The sequence below is a fragment of the Micrococcus sp. KT16 genome (assembly GCF_003315015.1).
In the GTDB taxonomy this organism is placed as follows: Bacteria; Actinomycetota; Actinomycetes; order Actinomycetales; family Micrococcaceae; genus Micrococcus; species Micrococcus luteus.
Genome location: NZ_QNRG01000004.1, coordinates 47,685 through 61,719, shown reverse-complemented (window position 1 = coordinate 61,719; position 14,035 = coordinate 47,685). Strand labels below are relative to the sequence as shown.

General features: G+C 73.8%; 13 protein-coding genes. 10 read left to right on the top strand and 3 right to left on the bottom strand.

Annotation, left to right across the window (positions count from 1 at the left end; genetic code table 11):
- The first annotated feature begins 48 nt into the window (after positions 1-48).
- The 3 genes from DE149_RS05005 to DE149_RS04995 all read left to right on the top strand — a co-directional run bounded on the left by DE149_RS05005 (position 49) and on the right by DE149_RS04995 (position 3,961).
- Entirely contained in the window at positions 49-477 is a 429-nt protein-coding gene (locus tag DE149_RS05005; protein WP_061867217.1) for a Fur family transcriptional regulator, read from the top strand.
- 67 nt (positions 478-544) lie between these two features.
- Positions 545-2,263, top strand: coding sequence for a phosphoglucomutase (alpha-D-glucose-1,6-bisphosphate-dependent) (pgm, locus tag DE149_RS05000; RefSeq protein ID WP_113914107.1), 1,719 nt, complete (start codon positions 545-547; stop codon positions 2,261-2,263).
- Positions 2,264-2,455: 192 nt separating this feature from the next.
- Positions 2,456-3,961: an aldehyde dehydrogenase family protein gene (locus DE149_RS04995; RefSeq protein WP_061867219.1), complete on the top strand. Its 1,506-nt coding sequence runs from the start codon at positions 2,456-2,458 to the stop codon at positions 3,959-3,961.
- Between the two features lie 11 nt (positions 3,962-3,972).
- Here DE149_RS04995 and DE149_RS04990 read toward each other — a convergent pair whose 3' ends face one another.
- Both DE149_RS04990 and DE149_RS04985 read right to left on the bottom strand, forming a co-directional pair.
- Entirely contained in the window at positions 3,973-4,812 is an 840-nt protein-coding gene (locus tag DE149_RS04990; RefSeq protein WP_113914106.1) for a glycerophosphodiester phosphodiesterase, read from the bottom strand.
- Positions 4,813-4,942: 130 nt separating this feature from the next.
- Positions 4,943-5,401 carry an Lrp/AsnC family transcriptional regulator gene (locus tag DE149_RS04985; protein WP_036316550.1) on the bottom strand — a complete coding sequence of 153 codons (459 nt, stop codon included), beginning with the start codon at positions 5,399-5,401 and terminating at the stop codon, positions 4,943-4,945.
- A gap of 123 nt (positions 5,402-5,524) precedes the next feature.
- Between DE149_RS04985 and DE149_RS04980 the strand changes: the two genes are divergently transcribed.
- The 6 genes from DE149_RS04980 (at position 5,525) to DE149_RS04955 (ending at position 12,010) form a co-directional block, all read left to right on the top strand.
- On the top strand, positions 5,525-6,955 hold the full coding sequence (locus tag DE149_RS04980) for a DUF6421 family protein (RefSeq protein WP_036316548.1): 1,431 nt from the start codon (positions 5,525-5,527) through the stop codon (positions 6,953-6,955).
- Positions 6,956-6,958: 3 nt separating this feature from the next.
- Positions 6,959-7,636 (top strand): SDR family oxidoreductase, encoded by a 678-nt coding sequence (locus DE149_RS04975; RefSeq protein ID WP_069941153.1) that lies wholly within the window; start codon positions 6,959-6,961, stop codon positions 7,634-7,636.
- 1 nt (position 7,637) lies between these two features.
- Positions 7,638-8,711 (top strand): low specificity L-threonine aldolase, encoded by a 1,074-nt coding sequence (locus DE149_RS04970; protein ID WP_069941154.1) that lies wholly within the window; start codon positions 7,638-7,640, stop codon positions 8,709-8,711.
- Positions 8,712-8,811: 100 nt separating this feature from the next.
- Complete coding sequence (locus DE149_RS04965) at positions 8,812-10,314, top strand: amino acid permease (RefSeq protein WP_063189171.1); 1,503 nt, start codon at positions 8,812-8,814, stop codon at positions 10,312-10,314.
- A 22-nt stretch (positions 10,315-10,336) separates the two neighbouring features.
- The gene (locus DE149_RS04960; RefSeq protein WP_113914105.1) at positions 10,337-11,428 is read left to right on the top strand and encodes a hypothetical protein; all 1,092 of its coding nucleotides are present in this window, start codon (positions 10,337-10,339) and stop codon (positions 11,426-11,428) included.
- A gap of 33 nt (positions 11,429-11,461) precedes the next feature.
- Positions 11,462-12,010 (top strand): NYN domain-containing protein, encoded by a 549-nt coding sequence (locus tag DE149_RS04955; protein WP_069941155.1) that lies wholly within the window; start codon positions 11,462-11,464, stop codon positions 12,008-12,010.
- Between the two features lie 22 nt (positions 12,011-12,032).
- On the opposite strand, the gene DE149_RS04950 is transcribed toward DE149_RS04955, so the two are convergent.
- A complete protein-coding gene (locus DE149_RS04950; RefSeq protein WP_069941156.1) occupies positions 12,033-12,881 on the bottom strand; it encodes an HAD family hydrolase in 849 nt (282 codons plus the stop codon).
- Positions 12,882-12,954: 73 nt separating this feature from the next.
- On the opposite strand from DE149_RS04950, the gene DE149_RS04945 reads away from it, so the two are divergent.
- Positions 12,955-14,031, top strand: coding sequence for a malate dehydrogenase (locus DE149_RS04945; RefSeq protein ID WP_113914104.1), 1,077 nt, complete (start codon positions 12,955-12,957; stop codon positions 14,029-14,031).
- The last annotated feature ends 4 nt before the right edge of the window (positions 14,032-14,035 follow it).

Genomic DNA, 14,035 nt, shown 5'->3' with positions numbered 1-14,035 from the left:
CCCGCTCTTTCTTGACATGTTCCAGAGAACCGGATGGGATCGACTGGCATGGAGACCACGACGCGGGACGAGGACGAGCGCACGCTGCTGCGCGGCGTCGGCCTGCGCGTGACCCGGCCCCGCCTCGCGGTGCTGACCGCCCTCGCCGACCACCCCCACGCGGACGCGTCCACCGTGCTGGCCGCCGTCCGTCGGGCCCTGCCCGGCACCTCGCACCAGGCCGTCTACGACTGCCTCCACGCGCTCACCGAGGCCGGGCTCGTGCGCTCCCTGCAGCCCGCCGGCTCCCCGGCCCGCTACGAGATCTGCACGGGCGACAACCACCACCACCTCGTGTGCCGCGGCTGCGGCACGGTCGTCGACGTGCCGTGCCGCACCGGCTCCGCACCGTGCCTCGACGCCCCCGAGGACCACGGCTTCGCGGTCGACGAGGCCGAGGTCTACTACTGGGGGCTGTGCGCCGGCTGCCGAGGGTGACCGCCGGCGTCGTCCCGCTGGGCCGCGCGTCTTCCCCCGTTCGCCCGCCCGTGCCAAGGTGTGGCACATGACCGAGAACACCGCCGCCCTGCCCCCCTCCGAGCGTCCCGGCACCCCCGCCCTGCCGCAGGACCTGATCGACGTCGACGCCCTCCTGGAGGCGTACCGCACCGGTCACCCGGACGTGACGGACCCGGCGCAGAAGGTCGTGTTCGGCACCTCCGGCCACCGCGGCTCCGCGTTCACGACCTCGTTCAACGACGACCACATCGCCGCCATCACGCAGGCCGTGGTCGAGTATCGCGCGCACCACGGGATCACGGGGCCGGTCCTCGTCGGCAAGGACACGCACGCCCTGTCCGGGCCCGCGCAGGACACCGCCGTCGAGGTGCTGCTCGGCAACGACGTCGAGGTGCTCGTCGACTCCCGCGGCGGCTACACGCCCACCCCCGCCGTGTCCCACGCGATCCTGCACCTGAACGCCGGGCGCGAGCTGTCGCCGTCGGGCTTCGCGGTGGACGGGGACAACGCCGGCCTCGTGGACGGCCTCGTGATCACCCCCTCGCACAACCCGCCCGCGGACGGCGGCTTCAAGTACAACCCGCCCCACGGCGGCCCCGCGGACACCGAGGCGACCACGTGGATCGCCGACCGCGCCAACGAGCTGCTCGCCGCCGGGCAGGCGGGCGTGCACCGGGTGGCGAGCGCCGACGTCGCCGGCCACGCGAAGCTGGGCGGCTTCGACTTCCTGGACCGGTACGTGTCCGATCTGCCGCAGGTGATCGACGTGGAGGCGATCCGCGAGGCGGGCGTGCGCATCGGTGCCGACCCCATGGGCGGGGCGTCCGTGGCGTACTGGGGCGAGATCGCCGACCGCCACGGGCTGGATCTGACCGTGGTGAACCCGGAGGTGGACCCGCGGTTCGGGTTCATGACGCTGGACTGGGACGGCAAGATCCGCATGGACTGCTCGTCGCCGAACGCGATGGCCTCGCTGATCGAGCGGATGACCCCGGACGCGGACGGGCACGCGCCCTTCGACGTCGCCACCGGCAACGACGCCGACGCGGACCGGCACGGGATCGTCACCCCCGACGGCGGGCTGATGAACCCGAACCACTACCTCGCCGTGGCCATCGACTACCTGTACCGCCACCGCCAGCAGTGGCCCCAGAGCGCGGGCGTGGGCAAGACCCTGGTGAGCTCGTCGATGATCGACCGCGTGGCCGGGGACCTGGGCCGCGAGCTCGTGGAGGTGCCGGTGGGCTTCAAGTGGTTCGTGCCGGGCCTGCTGACGGGCACCGGCGTGTTCGGCGGCGAGGAGTCCGCGGGCGCGTCCTTCGTGCAGTTCGACGGCAGCCCGTGGTCCACGGACAAGGACGGGCTGCTGCTGTGCCTGCTGGCCGCGGAGATCATCGCCGTGACGGGCCAGTCCCCGTCCGAGCGGTACCGCGACCTCGTCGCCCTGCACGGCGACCCGGCGTACGCGCGCATCGACGCCCCCGCGACCGCCGAGCAGAAGGCGAAGCTGAAGACCCTCTCCCCCGACGACGTCCCCGTGACCGAGCTGGCCGGCGAGACCATCCTCGCGACGCTGACCAACGCCCCGGGCAACGACGCCCCGATCGGCGGGCTCAAGGTGGTCACGCAGCACGCGTGGTTCGCGGCGCGGCCCTCCGGCACCGAGGACGTCTACAAGATCTACGCGGAGTCCTTCCGTGGCCCCGAGCACCTGACGCAGGTGCAGGCGGAGGCGCAGCGGCTGGTGGACGCGGTCATCGGCTGACCCCCACCCCATCCGCTTTCGTTCGGGAAACGGCGGCGTGTCGCACCGCTTTCGTTCGGGAAACGGCCGGGCGCGCGCGCCGTTTCCCGAACGAAAACGCCGTGGCGCCCGTCGGGGCGGCACCAGCGGCCGGAGGACGACGACGGCGCCCCGCCCTGCCGCCGCACAGGGCCGCTCGGTAGCGTGGCCGGCATGAGCACGCAGCCCCCCGGTCTGACCACCGACTCCCCCGACTCCCCCGCCGACGATCCGGTCCGCGAGCCGTTGCCCACCGAGGCCCTGCCGATCGCGCCGGCCGGGCCCCGACCCGAGGAGCCGCGGGCCGCCGTCGAGCGGCTGCGCGCCGCCGCCCGCTCCCGCGCCGCCCACCCGCGCGCGGTGCGGGTGCGCCAGCTCAAGGGCCTGAAGCGGATGCTGACCGAGCACGCGGACCGGTTCGTCGCGGCGCTCGGCACGGACCTGGGCAAGCCGGCCACCGAGGCGCTGATCACGGAGATCGTCTCGGTGCGCTCCGAGGTGGACCACGCGCTGCTGCACCTGACCGACTGGATGGAGCCGCGGCCCGTGAAGCTGCCGCTGGCCCTGCGGCCCGCGAGCGCGGAGGTCAGGCCGCGGCCCAAGGGTCTCGTGCTGGTCATCGGCGCGTGGAACTACCCGGTGCAGCTCGCGCTCGCCCCGGTCGTGGGTGCGCTGGCGGCCGGCAACACGGTGGTGCTCAGCCCGTCGGAGAAGGCCCCGGCCACGGCGGCGGCGCTGCGGGAGCTGGTGCCGCAGTACCTGGACTCCGCGCTGGTCTCCGTGGTGGCGGGCGGCAAGGAGTGCAACACCGCGCTGCTGGCGGAGCCGTGGGACCACATCCTCTACACCGGCGGGGAGCGCGTGGGCCGGATCGTCTACGAGGCGGCGGCGAAGACCCTCTCCCCCGTGACGCTCGAGCTGGGCGGCAAGTCGCCGGCGGTGGTGACGCCGTCGCGGAACACGGGAGCGATGGCCCGCCGCATCGCGTGGGCGAAGTTCACCAACGCGGGCCAGACGTGCGTGGCCCCGGACTACGTGCTGGCCGTCGGCGAGGCCGCGCTGCGCCAGGTGACCGCCGAGCTCCCCGCAACCCTGCGCGAGTTCTACGGCGACGACCCCCGCGCGTCGAAGGACTACGGCCGGCTCATCTCCGCCGAGCACGCGGAGCGGCTGCGGGAGATGCTCCAGACGGACCTCGACGCCGGCGCCGAGCTGCTCGTCGGCGGCGACGTGGATGTGGCAGGACGGTACATGGCGCCGACCGTGGTGACGGGCGTGCGGCCCGACGGCGCGCTCATGCAGGAGGAGCTGTTCGGCCCGATCCTGCCCGTGCTGACCGTGGACACCTTCCAGGACGCCCTGGACTTCATCGCGGAGCGCCCGCACCCGCTGGCCGCCTACCTCTTCACGGACCGGCCGAGCTACCACCGCGCGTTCGACGACCAGGTACAGGCCGGCGGCCTCGGCTACGACGTCGGCCTGCTGCACGCCGGCATCGCGACGCTGCCGTTCGGCGGGATCGGCGCGTCCGGGATGGGCGCGTACCACGGCATCCACGGGTTCGAGACGTTCTCCCACCTGCGCCCGTCCATCACGAAGTCGGACCAGGTGGACACGCTCAAGACCGCGTACCCGCCGTACGGGCGGATGAAGCGGGCGCTGCTGCCGAAGATGCTCTGAGGGGGCGGGGATCAGCGCTGCGGCCAGAAGCCGCGTCGGGCGTAGACCTCAGCGAGGACGTCGGCGCGGTCGGTCATGACGCCGTCGACGCCGAGGTCGAGCAGGCGCTCGATCTCCGCGGGCTCGTCCACGACCCACACGTGCACCGGCAGGCCCGCCGCGTGGCAGCGGCGCACGAAGTCGGCGGTGGCCACGGGCACGCGGCCGTGCCGGACGGGCACCTGCACGCAGTCGACGTCGAGGGCGCACCGGCGCAGCCAGCGGGTCAGTCCCAGCGGGCCCAGCGTCACGAGCGCCGCGATGGCGGCCGCCCCGCCCGACGTCGCCACCCGCTCCGGCCCGTACGCCCGCTCGGGGTGGCCGAGGCGGGCGAGGGCGCGCCGGAAGAGGCGGCGCCGCGAGTCGTGGAACGAGGCGACGAGCACGCGGTCCCACGCGCCGTGCTCGGCGAGGATGCGGGCCAGGGCCGGGGCCGACGCGCGGTCCTTGAGGTCCACGTTCAGGCGGGCTTCGGGGAGCGCCGTGAGCAGCTCGGTGAAGCGCAGCAGCGGCTCCCCGCCGACCGTGACGTCCGCCAGCCGCTCCCACGTGTGGTCGCGCAGCCGGCCGCGGCCCGTGCTGACGCGGTCCAGAGTCTCGTCGTGGAACACGACGAGCTCGCCGTCCGCCGTGGTGCGCACGTCCAGCTCGAGGTAGGTGAACCCGGCGGCGTGGGCGTCCGCGAACGCGGCCAGGGAATTCTCCCGGTCGACGGCGGCGCCCCGGTGGGCGAACCCCAGCGGGTGGCCGCGACGGGCGGGGACGGAGTCGGTGAGGTAGGCGGGGGCGGGACGGGGCGAGGTCGGACGCACGGGATCACCGTAGCGGGACGGGCGGTGGGGTACTCACTGCCGCAGCCGGGAACGCGAGAGGTCGGAATGAGCGTCAGACCCGCCCTCATTCCGACCACTCACGTGACAGGTGGGGCCGACGCGCCCGCCCTCAGTCCTCCGCCGGCAACTCCAGCATGGGGCGGTGCTCGTAGAAGGTCTGCAGCACCACGGTGGTCCGGGTGGACACCGACGCCGTCTGGCGGATCTCCGTCACGAGGGCCTCGAGCTCGCGCGGCGAGCCGACGCGCACGAAGAGCATGTACGCGGCGTCGCCGGCCACGGAGTGGCACGCCTCGATCGCCGCGATGGACTCGAGGAGCTCGGGGGCGTCGTCGGGCTGGCGCGGGTCCAGCGGGCTGATCTCGATGAACGCGGAGAGCGGCCTGCCCACGGCCTCGGGGTCGAGCAGCGCACGGTAGCCCGTGATGACGCCCGTGCTCTCGAGCCGGCGCAGGCGCGCCTGCACAGCGGAGGTCGACAGGCCGACCCGCTCGGAGAGCTGGGCGAGCGTGGCGCGCGGGTCATGGGAGACGGCGGCCGCGAGCCGCGCGTCGACAGGGTCGTCCATGCGCCGCACGCTATCAGCCGGCCCCGGCCGCCGGGTTGACAGCCCCGTGCCCTCATGGAACACTTCCGGCAAGTGATCCGCGTCACCGGATATTTTCCGGCAATTCGACCTCAGGAGGGTTCCATGTCCACCACTCTGCAGCCCGCCCAGGCCGACGTCGTCGTCCCGGAGACCCCGGCCGACGCGCGCACCGTCGAGACCCACCCGGCCTGGCTCCGCCTCAAGGCCGCCGCCACCGCCCTGCAGCCCCTGCAGGTCAAGGACGGCTCCATCCCCGACCCCGCGGACCACGCCGCCGCGCGCAAGCACGTGGAGACCATCGTCGCCGCCGTCGAGGAGCTCGCCCCGCTCTTCCCGCACGACGCCGCCTACCTCGCCGCCCTGCCCCGCGACTTCGCCCGCTGGGCCGACGGCGGCTTCGCCGAGCCCGACTTCCTGGACTCCCTCGTCGCCTTCCAGCCGCAGGAGCACCGCGTCGACGGCGTCCGGCACCTCGTGGTCTTCCCGATGTACACGCAGAACGGCTCCCCCGACCGGCACGTGGAGGCCCTCGTCGTCGAGACCATCTGGCCCGAGTTCATCGCCGCACTGGAGGCCGGCGACTACGGCAACCGCCTCTTCCTCTCCCTGCGCCTGATCGACTTCACCCCCGGCTACGACACGAACTCCGCCGTGCTCTTCCCCGAGACCGTGGCCATGCGCGAGATCCCCACCTTCACGTGGGGCGCCATCTTCCAGGACCGCGAGGCCGCCCGCTTCCGCCGGGTCGTCACCGCCGCCGCCGAGATCACCCAGCTCGAGCTCCCGGCCGAGCTCGCCGAACTGCTCTCCTGCCAGGAGCTCGCCGAGGGCACCTTCGTGATGTGGGACCTCATCCACGACCGCACGCACATGCGCGGCGACCTGCCCTTCGACCCGTTCATGATCAAGCAGCGCATGCCCTTCTTCCTCTACACGCTCGAGGAGATGCGCTGCGACATGACCGCCTTCCGCGAGTGCGTGGCGATCGAGCGCCGCCTCACGGCGCGCGCCGCCGCCGGTGAGCAGCTCACCGCGCTCGAGGAGCAGACCCGCCGCCACGCCGGGCTCGTGCAGCACGCCGTCCTCTTCGACCGCGTCTTCCGCTTCGCCCTCACCGGCTCCCGCGTCCGCAACTACGACGGCCTCGGCGGCCAGCTGCTCTTCGCCTGGCTGCACCGCAAGGACGTGATCCAGTGGCGCGACGTCGAGCTCAGCGTGGACTGGGACCGGCTCGCCGACGCCGTCGTCGAGCTGGGCGACGCCATCGACACGCTCTACTGGGAGTCCATCGACCGCCCCAAGACCGTGCACTGGCTCCAGGCCTACGAGCTCGTCGCCTCCGTGGTCACCCCGCACCCGGCCTCCGTGTGGGCGCAGGGCCTGCCGCGCGAGGTGCTCGCCGGCCCGCCCAAGGGCTACACCGACCTCGTGCTCGACGACGAGTTCCCGCTGTCCATGTTCTTCGAGGCCCTCGAGAAGAAGATGTGCGGCGTCATCGAGTCCACCGCCGGGATCCGCGGCACGGACGCCTGACCCGTGGCCGCCCTGACCGACCGCGCCGTCCTGATCGCGGGCGCCACGAGCGCCTCGGGGCGGGCCGCCACGCGCACGCTCCTCGACGCCGGCGCGCACGTCGTCCCGACCGGGCGCGACGCCGCGAAGCTCGCCCCCCTCGCCGCGCTCGGCGCCGAGACCGCGGCCCTGGACCTCACGGACGAGGCCGCCGTCCGCGGCCTCGTGGAGGACCTGCACGCCCGCGGCACCCGGATCGACGGCCTGCTCCACCTGGTGGGCGGCTGGCGCGGCGGCGGGGGCCTCACCGGCCAGACCGAGGACGACTACCGCGCCCTCGAGGCCTCGTTCACGGCGCTGCGGCACGTGAGCCGGGCCCTCGACGACGACCTGCGGGCCTCGTCCGCCGGTCGCCTCGCGATCGTCTCGTCCACGGCGGTGACCCGGCCGCTCGCCGGCGGCGCGAACTACGCCGCGGTGAAGGCGGCGAGCGAGGCATGGACCCGCGCGGTCGCGCAGGGCTGGGCCAAGGCCGCCCGGGACGCGGAGGCGCCGCTGCGCTCGGCGGCCGTCGTGTTCCGCGTGAAGTCCCTCGCCGGGCTCGAGGAACGGCTGGCCGAGGAGTACGCGCGACTGTGGAAGGCTGAGGCGGGCGCGCTGAACGACGCCGTCCTCACGCTCCAGGAGAAGGGAACGGACTGACATGCAGAGGATCCACGATCCGCAGGAGCGGGGCTTCGCCTCGGACAACTACTCCGGCGTCCACCCGGAGGTGCTCGCGGCGATCGCCGAGGCCAACGGGGGCCACCAGGTCGCCTACGGCGAGGACGTGTACACGGCCCGCCTCCAGGAGGTCGTGGCCCAGCACTTCGGCGAGGACGCCACCGTGTGGCCGATGTTCAACGGCACCGGGGCGAACGTCGTCGGGCTCCAGGCCATGCTGCCCCGCTGGGGCGCGGTGATCTGCGCGGACACCGCGCACATCCACGTGGACGAGGGCGGCGCGCCCGAGAAGTCCGCCGGCATCAAGCTGCTGCCCGTGGCCACCGACGACGGCAAGCTCACCCCCGAGCTGATCGCCGCCGAGGCGTGGGGCTGGGGCGACGAGCACCGTGCCCAGCCCCTGGTCGTCTACCTCACCCAGTCCACCGAGCTCGGCACGGTCTACACCCCGGAGGAGGTCAAGGCCATCACGGACTACGCCCACGAGCACGGGATGCGCGTCTACATGGACGGCGCCCGCATCGCCAACGCCGCGGCCTCCCTGGGCCTGCCGCTGCGCGCCTTCACCACCGACGTCGGCGTGGACGTGCTCTCCCTCGGCGGCACCAAGAACGGGGCGCTGCTGGCCGAGGCCGTCGTCGTGCTCGACCCGGACGCCGCGGACGGCCTCGTGTACCTGCGCAAGAACCAGATGCAGCTGGCCTCGAAGATGCGCTTCGTCTCGGCGCAGCTGCTCGCGCTGTTCGACGGCGACCTGTACCTGCGCTCCGCCCGCCACGCCAACGCCATGGCCGCCCGGCTGCGCGCCGGCATCGAGGCGGGGGTCGCCGACGGCTCGCTGGCCGGCGTCGAGTTCACGCAGGCCACGGACGCCAACGCCGTGTTCGCCGTCCTGCCCGAGGGCGTGGCCGACCGGCTGCGCACCCGCTTCCGGTTCTACGACTGGGACGCGGCGCGCCGCGAGGTGCGGTGGGTGTGCGGCTTCGACACGACCGAGGAGGACGTGGACGCGTTCACGGCCGCACTGCGCGCCGAACTCGTCCCCGCCGCCTGACGGACGCGCCCGGCCGGGATACCCTTCTACCACCGTGCAGCAGGGTGGGACGCCGCGGCCTTCGACGCGCGTCCGACCGCTCCTCCACCGAAAGGCCACCGTGGACACCAGCGCACCCCGGACGTCCCCGTCGACGCCGGCCGCCTCCGCCGCCCACGCCACCCATGAGGGCGGCTCCCTGCAACGCACCCTCAAGTCCCGGCACCTGACGATGATCGCGATGGGCGGCGCCATCGGCACGGGCCTGTTCGTGGCCTCGGGCAACACCATCGCGACCGCCGGCCCCGGTGGCGCCCTCGCGGCCTACGTGGCCATCGGCTTCATGGTGTTCCTGCTGATGCAGTCGCTCGGCGAGATGTCCACGTACCTGCCGGTCTCCGGCGCGTTCGAGGAGTACTCCACCCGCTTCGTGAGCCCCTCGTTCGGCTTCGCCATCGGCTGGAACTACTGGTACAACTGGGCGATCACGGTGGCCGCCGAGCTCGTTGCGGCGGCCCTGATCATGCGGTACTGGCTCCCGGACGTGCCCTCGTGGATCTGGTCCGCGACCTTCCTCGTGCTGCTCTTCGGCCTCAACGCCCTCTCCACGCGCGCCTACGGCGAGAGCGAGTTCTGGTTCTCGCTCATCAAAGTCGCCACCGTGGTGATCTTCCTGGTGCTCGGCGTCCTGATGATCGTCGGCATCCTCGGCGGCTCCTCCCCCGGCTTCCACAACTGGACGGACGGCGAGGCCCCCTTCGTGGGCGGCGGCGCCGGCATCCTGGCGATCTTCATGGTGGCCGGCTTCTCCTTCCAGGGCACCGAGCTGGTCGGCGTGGCCGCGGGCGAGGCCGAGGACCCGGAGAAGAACGTGCCCAAGGCGATCCGCACCGTGTTCGTGCGCATCCTGCTCTTCTACGTCGGCGCAATCACCGTCGTCGGCTTCCTCATCCCCTACACCAGCCCCCACCTGCTGGGCAGCGACGTCGAGGACATCTCGATCTCCCCGTTCACGCTCGTCTTCGAGAACGCGGGCGTGCTCGCCGCCGCCTCCGTGATGAACGCCGTGATCCTCACGGCCATCCTCTCCGCGGGCAACTCGGGCCTGTACGCCTCCACCCGCATGCTCTGGGCCCTGGCCGACTCCGGCAAGGCCCCGCGCTTCCTGGCGAAGGTGAACCGGCGCGGCGTGCCCATGAACGCCCTCTACGCCACCACCGCGGTGGGCGCGGCGTGCTTCCTGACCACGTTCATCGGGGACGGCGCCGCCTACGTGTGGCTCGTCTCCGCCTCGGGCCTGGCCGGGTTCATCGTGTGGATGGGCATCGCCTGGAGCCACTACCGGTTCCGGCGGGCCTACGTCGCGCAGGGCCACGACCCGAAGGACCTGCCCTACCGCGCCTTCCTGTTCCCCCTGGGCCCGATCGTCGCGCTGGTCATGTGCGCCGTCGTGATCCTCGGCCAGAACTACCAGGCGTTCATGGGCGACGTGGACCTCGTGGCCGTGGCCAGCGCCTACATCGGCCTGCCCCTGTTCCTCGCGCTGTGGCTCGGCCACAAGCTCGTCACCGGCTCGAAGCCGGTCCGCTACGAGGATGCCGACCTGACCCGCGTCCTGGACTGAGTCCCCCACCCCGGAGGTCGCCGTGTCCGCCCGCTCGTCCCACATCCCCGCCGCCACCCACACCGCACGCAGCCGCCTGGTCTGGGTGGACGTCGCGCGCGGCCTGGCCCTGGTCTCGATGATGGTCGCCCACACGGCGCCCACCGGCGGCCCGGGCGGGGTGCTCCACCTCTCCGAGTACCTCACCGCGCCCCTGTTCGCGGCGCTCGTGGGCGTGGGCGCGCGCCTCGAGGCGGAGTGGCTGGGCCGTGGCCGGGCCGTGCCTCGCGCGCTCGTGCGGGCGGCCGCCCTGTGCGGGGCGGTGTGGCTGGCCGGGCACTTCGGGGCAGCCGTCGTGAACGTGCTGGCACACCTGGCCGTGCTCACAGTGATCATGGCGCTGCTGGCCGCCCTCCCCCTCGCCGCGCACCTCGTGCTCGCCGTCCTGGCCGGCGGAGGCGGCCTCCTGCTCGCCGCCACACCGACGGCCGACGTCGTCGACCGGCTCGTCCCCCTCGCTCAGGCCCTCGGGCTGAGCCGCGCGACGCTGACCCCGTGGGTCTCCGCGTTCCTCACGGACGGCCCGTACCGTCTCCCCCTGTTCCTCGCGTGGGCGCTGCTGGGGGCGGTGCTGGTCGCCACCGTCCACGGCACGACGACGGCGGCCCCGGCCCGGCGCGCACGGCTCACGGGGCTCGCCTGGGCGGCCGGGGGGATCGCGCTGGCCGGCGTCGTGCTCGCCCTGTCCCGGACGCAGACCGGCGCCGCCCCCGTGCCCTACACGGCGACCCCCGCGGAGGCCCTGCTGGACACGGGCCTGGTGCTCGCCGTCCTCGGTGCGTGCGCGGCCCTGGCGCCGCGGCGGGCCGGGCTGCTGGCCGTGCCCGGCGCGATGACGCTGTCCGTGTACGTGGCGCACCTGTGGTACCTCGGCTGGGTGCGGCGGCTCGGACCCGGGCCGTGGCGCAGCGCCACCGGCGCGGACGACACGTGGTTCAACCTGGCCGTGCTGGTCGTCGGCGCGCTGCTGCTGCCGCTGCTGTGGCGGGCCGTCGTGCGCGTCGGCCCGTTCCGCGCGGGGCCGCTCGAGGGCGTCGTCCGCCTGCTGACGGCCCCGTTCGACCGCGCGCGCTGACCGACGTCCATCCCAGCGGGTAGCCTCAAGAGCGTGAGCGAGCGAACCACCTACCTGCTGATCGACGGCGAGAACATCGACGCCACCCTCGGCACGTCCATCCTGCAGCGGCGCCCCCAGCCCGACGAGCGGCCACGCTGGAAGCGCCTGCTCGGCTACCTCGAGGACCGCTGGGACCAGCCGGTCAAGGGCCTGTTCTTCCTCGCCATCGACGGCGAGATCCCCATCCCGTTCGTCCAGGCGCTCACCGCCCTCGGCTTCCAGCCGATCATGCTGCGCGGCGAGGGCAAGGTCGTGGACATCGGCATCCAGCGCACCGCGGAGGCGCTGCTGGGCCGGGAGGACGACGTCGTCCTCGTCAGCCACGACTCCGACTTCGCCCCCCAGCTCACCGACCTCGCGGCCACGCCGGGCCGACGCACCGGGATCATGGGCTTCGAGGAGTTCCTCTCCCACGAGCTGCGCCGCATCCCCGGGGTCGAGTTCTTCGACCTCGAGCACACGGTGGGCGCGTTCGACTCGTCCCTGCCGCGCCTGCGCGTGATCGACGTCGAGGCGTTCGACCCGTACGAGTTCCTCTGACCCGCCCGGGGCGGCCCGCGGCTCAGTCCGTGGGCAGCTCCAGCAGGCGTTCGACGGTGGCGGCCACCCCGTCGTCGTCGCACGCCCCGACCACGCCGTCCGCCGCGGCCAGCAGCGACGGGTGCCCCGAGGCCACGGCCAGGCCGAGACCGGCCCACTGGAGCATCTCCAGGTCGTTGGGCATGTCCCCGAACGCGACGACGTCGGCCGGCGCGACCCCCCGGCTCGTGGCGAACTCGGCGAGGGTCGCGGCCTTGTGCACGCCCGGCGCGGACATCTCCACGAGCGCGATGCCGGGCGCGGAGTGCGTGGCGCTCACGAGCTCGTCCAGCTCGGCGCGGGCCGCGGCGAGGAAGGCGTCCGGGGACAGGGTGTCCGAGCGGGCCAGCAGCTTCACGACGCCCAGCCGACCCGGCAGCGCGGCCTCGAGCGTGGCCGCCGCGTGGACCTCGGCCCGGAACTCGGCGCGCTCGGAGAACGCGTGCTCCCAGAAGAAGCCCTCGAGGGTCTCGGCGCCGAAGGACACGGTGCGGTCCAGGGCGCGCAGCCGGTCCGTGGCGGTCCACACGGCCTCGACGGGCATGGGGTGGGCGATCAGGACGTCGTCCGTGGCGGTGTCCACGAGGACGGCGCCGTTGGAGCAGATCACCGGGCCGACGGGGCCGAGCTGCGCGCTCAGCGGGCCGAGCCAGCGGAGGGGACGGCCGGTCACGAACACCACCTCGACGCCGGCGTCGTGGGCGTCCCGCAGCGCCGCGATGGTGCGCGGGCTCAGGCGCCCCGACCGCGTGTGCCGGTACCCGATGATGGTGCCGTCCAGGTCCGTCGCGATCATCCGCGGACGGCGCGAGGGCAGGGGCAGGGCGGGCATGCGCTCAGTCTAGGCCGGGGCCGTGCGGCGGGCCGGGGTGTCCTCCGCGGGCGAGCGGGGGCACGATGGGGGCGTGGACACCGCACTGCAGACCACCGCACAGGACACCGCCCCGGACCCCGCGTCCACGACGCCCCGCACGGTCACCGTCACCGGCGCCGCCGGCAACATCGGCTACGCGCTGCTCTTCCGCATCGCCGCCGGCGGGATGCTCGGCCCGGACACCCCGGTCCGGCTGCGCCTGCTCGAGATCCCGGCCGCCCTCGGCGCCGCGGAGGGCACGGCCATGGAGCTCGCCGACTCGGCCTTCCCCCTGCTGGCGGACGTCGAGGTCACGGACGACCCGGCCCGGGCCTTCGACGGGGTCCAGCACGCGTTGCTCGTCGGCGCGCGGCCCCGCGCGAAGGGCATGGAGCGGGGCGACCTGCTCGAGGCGAACGGGGGGATCTTCGGCCCTCAGGGCCGGGCGATCAACGACCACGCGGCGGAGGACGTGCGGGTCGTCGTCGTCGGGAACCCGGCCAACACCAACGCGCTGATCGCCGCCGCCCACGCCCCGGACGTGCCGGCCGAGCGCTTCACGGCGCTGACCCGGCTGGACCACAACCGGGCCGTGGCGCAGCTGGCGGCGCGGGCCGGCGTCGCGGTGACGGACGTGGCCGGTGTGACGATCTGGGGCAACCACTCCGCGACCCAGTTCCCGGACCTCACCCACGCCCGCGTGCGGGTGGACGGGACGTGGCGGCCGGCGCTCGAGGTGGTGGATCCGGCGTGGGCGGGCGAGGAGTTCGTGCCGCGCGTGGCGAAGCGGGGCGCGGAGATCATCGAGGTGCGCGGGGCGAGTTCGGCGGCGTCGGCGGCATCCGCGGCGATCGACCACATGCGCGACTGGACCCTCGGCACCGGTGCGGACGCGGACGGGGCGCCGCGCCGGACGTCGGCCGCGGTGGTCTCGGACGGCTCCTACGGGGTGCCGGAGGGGCTGATCAGCTCGTTCCCCGTGACGTCCGACGGCGGCACCGCGTGGCGGATCGTGCCGGGGCTGGAGCCGGACGAGTCCGTGCTGCCGGGTGAGGGCGGGCGGCTGGCTGCGACCGTCGCCGAGCTGGAGGCCGAGCGCGACGCCGTGCGAGGGCTGGGCCTGCTCTGAGGCG

What these genes read in the sequence shown, in the direction of transcription:
- DE149_RS04950 (WP_069941156.1), bottom strand. Translation starts at nt 12,881, where the DNA reads ATGCCCGCCCTGCCCCTGCCCTCGCGCCGTCCGCGGATGATCGCGACG.
- DE149_RS04995 (WP_061867219.1), top strand. Translation starts at nt 2,456, where the DNA reads ATGAGCACGCAGCCCCCCGGTCTGACCACCGACTCCCCCGACTCCCCC.
- pgm (WP_113914107.1), top strand. Translation starts at nt 545, where the DNA reads ATGACCGAGAACACCGCCGCCCTGCCCCCCTCCGAGCGTCCCGGCACC.
- DE149_RS04970 (WP_069941154.1), top strand. Translation starts at nt 7,638, where the DNA reads ATGCAGAGGATCCACGATCCGCAGGAGCGGGGCTTCGCCTCGGACAAC.
- DE149_RS04980 (WP_036316548.1), top strand. Translation starts at nt 5,525, where the DNA reads ATGTCCACCACTCTGCAGCCCGCCCAGGCCGACGTCGTCGTCCCGGAG.
- DE149_RS05005 (WP_061867217.1), top strand. Translation starts at nt 49, where the DNA reads ATGGAGACCACGACGCGGGACGAGGACGAGCGCACGCTGCTGCGCGGC.
- DE149_RS04985 (WP_036316550.1), bottom strand. Translation starts at nt 5,401, where the DNA reads ATGGACGACCCTGTCGACGCGCGGCTCGCGGCCGCCGTCTCCCATGAC.